This is a genomic window from Cellulosimicrobium cellulans, assembly GCF_001722485.1.
Taxonomy (GTDB): Bacteria; Actinomycetota; Actinomycetes; order Actinomycetales; family Cellulomonadaceae; genus Cellulosimicrobium; species Cellulosimicrobium cellulans_A.
In genome coordinates this window covers 1-4104 of the sequence record NZ_LWGL01000227.1, presented here as the reverse complement: position 1 = coordinate 4104, position 4104 = coordinate 1, and the positions used below count along the sequence as shown (strand labels likewise).

The window sequence follows — 4104 nt, the reverse complement described above, 5'->3', positions numbered from 1 at the left end:
GGCGTGGGCGGCGTCCCCGTGCCCGAGACGGTCGCGCGCCGCGACGCGGTCGTCGCCGCCGCCGACGCGGTGTGGGCCGACCGCCTCGCGCGGACGCTCGAGCAGCGCCGGGCACAGGGGCGGGCGTCCGGGATCGACTGCGCGGTGGAGCGCTGCGTCGCCCTGACGTTCGACGACGGCCCCACCGCCGAGACCGACCGCCTCCTGCAGATCCTCGCCGAGAAGCGGGTGACGGCGACGTTCTTCATGATCGGGCGCAACGTCGCGGCGCGGCCCGGGACGGCGCGCGCGGTGGTCGAGGGCGGCCACCTGGCCGCCAACCACACGTGGGACCACCCGCGGCTGACGACGCTCGGCGACGCCGCGGTGCGCGACCAGCTCGAGCGGACCCAGGCGGCGATCCGCGACGCGACCGGCACGACCCCGACGTTCCTGCGCCCGCCCTACGGCGACGTCGACGACCGGGTGCGCTCCGTCGCGACGCGCGCGGGGCTGCAGGTGGTGCTGTGGGACCTCGACACGGAGGACTGGCGCACGCGCGACACGGAGGAGACCCGGCGCCGCGTGGTCGAGGGCGCGACCCCGGGCAGCGTCGTCCTGCTGCACGACATCCACGCGTCGAGCGTCGACGCGGTCCCCGGGATGATCGACGACCTGCGCGCCCAGGGGTACCGCCTGGTCACGGTGGACCTGATCGCGCCGTGAGGGCGGGTCAGTCGTCGAGCAGCGGGTGGTAGCGGCGCCGCAGCGCGCGCTCGACCGCGGCCGCGACGCCGCCCACGGACAGCACGGTGTTCACCGCGGCCGGCAGCTCGAGCACGGGCGGGTCCCATCCCGTGAACCCCGACAGCACGCCGAGCAGCTGCGGGACCTGGGTCAGGAGCGCGACGACGAGCACGGTCCACGACACCGCGCCGAGCGCGCGGCTCGCCCCCGGGTGGTCGGCGTGCAGGCGGTCGCGCCACGCCTCCGCGGTTCCCGGCAGCGGGTCGAGGTCGCGCACGCCGTCGCCGTCGACGAGGCGCACGTACCGCATCCCGTACGTGCTCAGGCGCGCCTCGACCACCGCCCCGCCCGGCAGGTCGAACGCGGCACGACGGCGCTGCTCGTCGACGAGCCGCCCGTCGCGGTAGAGCCGGATGCGCTCGTCCCAGTCGAGGAAGTCGACGTCGACGACGTACTCGTGCCCGCGGTGCCACGTCGCGAAGCCGCCGCGCCACAGCACTTGCCACCCGCGCACCGGCCGGTACGCGTCGTCGTCGCGGTCGTGCGCCCGGTCCCGGTCGTCGTCCCGTGCGTCGTCGAGGTGGTCCGTGCTCGCCATGCGCCCAGGTCACCACCGCGGCCACCGGCCGCGCATCGGCCGGACGACGGACCTGCGGCGTCGGCCGTGCACGCGGCGTCGGCCGATCGACGGACGGCGTCGTCGCGCTGGTGAGCTCCGGCGCGGTCAGGCGGTCGCGGTGGCGGCACCCCGCCCGGCGCGCAGCGACCACGCCGCTCCGGCGACGCCGCCCAGCACCAGCGCGCCGGCCGCGGCGAGCGTCGCGCCGTCTGGCTCGAGGAGCGGCTGCCCGCGCAGCGCCTGCCACGTGACCAGTGCGGTCAGCCCGGTGTACAGCGCCGCCGCGACGAGCACGAGCCGGGTCCGCACGCCCTCGCCGGACAGCGCGGTCCAGCGTCGGCCCGACGCCCGGAGCCCGAGCGCGACCAGCGGCAGCGCCTGAAGGGCGTGCATCCCGACGAAGTGCGGGACGCGCAGGTCACCGCCCTCGGTCGACCAGCCGGTGACGGGCATCCCGGGGCCGCCGTCGACCACGCCGACGCTGTGCGCGCCGGCGTACCCCTCGACGCCCGACGGCATGCCGATCATCAGGCCGCCGAGCGCGAGGCCGACGAGGGAGATCACCACGCCGGTGCGGATCGCCCACCGCTCGGCCGGGGCGCCGAGGCGCTGGACGAGGACGAGGACCGCGGCCAGGAGGGTGGCGATCCACAGGACGGCCACCGTCATCCCCATGACGCTGAAGAGCAGGGCGTCGAGCTCGGTGCTGACGTTGAAGTGGCTGGCCCGCCCGCGGACCACCTGCGTGAGCAGGACGGCCATCTCGACCGCCGACGTCGCCGCGATCACCGTGCCCGCCCACCACAGCAGCCGCGACGGCCGCGTGCGCAGCGACATGAGCCACGCCCACGTGACGCCGTAGAGCGCGAGGGACAGCGCGAACTTCAGCGGCTTGAGCCAGATCGGTGCGCCGGTCAGCACGCGGTCGTCCACGACGAGCCCGACGAGCGCGATGACGGCCACGGCCACCATCGCGGCGGAGACCACGAGGAGCGGCCGGTGCCACGCGAGCATCGCGCGGAGCCCGGTCGGCGCCCCGGGCGGTCCCGACGGGCCTCGGCGTGGTGCGGTACGGACGGCTCCGGTCGACTCCGGCACGACGATCTCCCCAGGTCAGGGGCGCGCGCGGGTCGCCGCGCCCTCCGGGAGCAGGAAACCGTCGACGACGTGGGCCGCACATCGGGGACCACCCTGGACGCGACCCCGAGATCGCTCCGCGCCCAGCAGGGGTCGTCCCGGAGACGGCGGCATGATGAACCCATGAGCCGTCGCCTCAAGGTCTCCCGCCGCTCGCACGTGCCGCCGTTCGCCGTCATGGAGGTGCTCGCCGAGGCGAACCGCCTGCGCGACGCGGGCGCGTCGGTGCTCAACCTGTGCGCGGGCGAGCCGGCGACGGGCGCGTCGGACGTCGTGCGGCGCCGGGCGATCGAGCTGCTCGAGGGCGGCGACCTCGGGTACACGGAGGCGCTCGGCGTGCCGGCGCTGCGCCGCGCGATCGCCGCGCACTACGGCCGCTGGTACGACGTCGAGGTCGACCCGGCGCGCGTGGCCGTGACGACCGGGTCGAGCGGCGGGTTCCTCCTCGCGTTCCTCGCGGCGTTCGACGTCGGCGACCGCGTCGCGCTCGCCCGCCCCGGCTACCCCGCGTACAAGAACATCCTCGCGGCGCTCGGCTGCGAGGTCGTCGAGCTCGACTGCGGCCCCGCGACGCGCTACCAGCCGACGGTCTCCCAGCTCATGGAGGCGTACTACGAGGGCGGCCTCGACGGGCTGGTGGTCGCGAGCCCGGCCAACCCCACGGGGACGATGATCCTGCCCGACGAGCTGGACGCCGTCGCGCGCTGGTGCGCCGAGCACGACGTGCGCCTCGTGAGCGACGAGATCTACCACGGCATCGTCTACGGCGACGCGGAGCGCTCCCTGCCCACCGCGGCCCGGCACACCGGCGACGGCGCGGTCGTCGTCAGCTCGTTCTCCAAGTACTGGGCGATGACCGGCTGGCGCCTCGGCTGGCTCGTGCTGCCCGAGGAGCTCGTCGCGCCGGTCGACGCGCTCGCGGGCAACGTCGCGCTGTCGCCGCCCGCGCTCGCGCAGCACGCGGGCGTCGCGGCGTTCACCGCCGAGGGGTACGCCGCCGCCGAGGAGAACGTCGGCCGCTACGCCGCGTCGCGCGAGCTCGTGCTGTCCCGCCTCGACGACCTCGGCTGGTCCCGCGTCGCGCCCGCCGACGGCGCGTTCTACGTCTACGCCGACGTCTCCGCCGACGGCATGGACTCCGTGACGTGGTGCGAGCGGCTGCTCGCCGAGGCGGGCGTCGCGCTCACGCCCGGGACCGACTTCGACGGCGTCGCGGGCCGCGACTGGGTGCGCCTGTCGTTCGCCGCGGCACCGACGACGGTCGCCGAGGCCGTCGAGCGGATCGTCGCGTGGCGTGCCACGCTGCCTCGGTGACCGAACCGGCGACCGACCCCTCCGCGCTCCCGCCGCGCACCCCCGGCACCCTGCGCCTCGCGACCTACAACGTGCGGCACGGATCCTCGCTCGACGGCCTCGTCGACGTCGAGCGGTTCGCGCGCGCCGTCGCGCACCTGGACGCCGACGTCCTCGCGCTGCAGGAGGTCGAGCGGGACACGCCGCGCTCGCAGCGCGCCGACCTCGTCGCGGTCGCCGCCGAGGCGATGCGCGCCGACCACTGGCACCTGGCCCCGACCCTGCGCGGCGTGCTCGGCGCGTACCGCGGGGCGGCGCGGCCCGGGCGG

5 protein-coding genes are annotated in these 4104 nt (G+C 76.3%); 3 read left to right on the top strand and 2 right to left on the bottom strand.

The window, feature by feature from the left end; translation table 11 throughout:
- On the top strand, positions 1–705 hold a 705-nt coding region (locus JZ5iCDA_RS16075), incomplete at its 5' end, for a polysaccharide deacetylase family protein (protein ID WP_139123170.1).
- Between the two features lie 7 nt (positions 706–712).
- Here the strand turns inward: JZ5iCDA_RS16075 and JZ5iCDA_RS16070 are convergent.
- Entirely contained in the window at positions 713–1324 is a 612-nt protein-coding gene (locus tag JZ5iCDA_RS16070; RefSeq protein WP_083260095.1) for a hypothetical protein, read from the bottom strand.
- A 126-nt stretch (positions 1325–1450) separates the two neighbouring features.
- Positions 1451–2359 (bottom strand): hypothetical protein, encoded by a 909-nt coding sequence (locus tag JZ5iCDA_RS16065; protein ID WP_069388053.1) that lies wholly within the window; start codon positions 2357–2359, stop codon positions 1451–1453.
- A 246-nt stretch (positions 2360–2605) separates the two neighbouring features.
- Between JZ5iCDA_RS16065 and JZ5iCDA_RS16060 the strand changes: the two genes are divergently transcribed.
- On the top strand, positions 2606–3796 hold the full coding sequence (locus JZ5iCDA_RS16060; RefSeq protein WP_069388052.1) for a pyridoxal phosphate-dependent aminotransferase: 1191 nt from the start codon (positions 2606–2608) through the stop codon (positions 3794–3796).
- The coding region (locus tag JZ5iCDA_RS19440; protein ID WP_436967415.1) for an endonuclease/exonuclease/phosphatase family protein at positions 3793–4104 on the top strand (312 nt) is incomplete at its 3' end. The genes JZ5iCDA_RS16060 and JZ5iCDA_RS19440, both read left to right, overlap by 4 nt.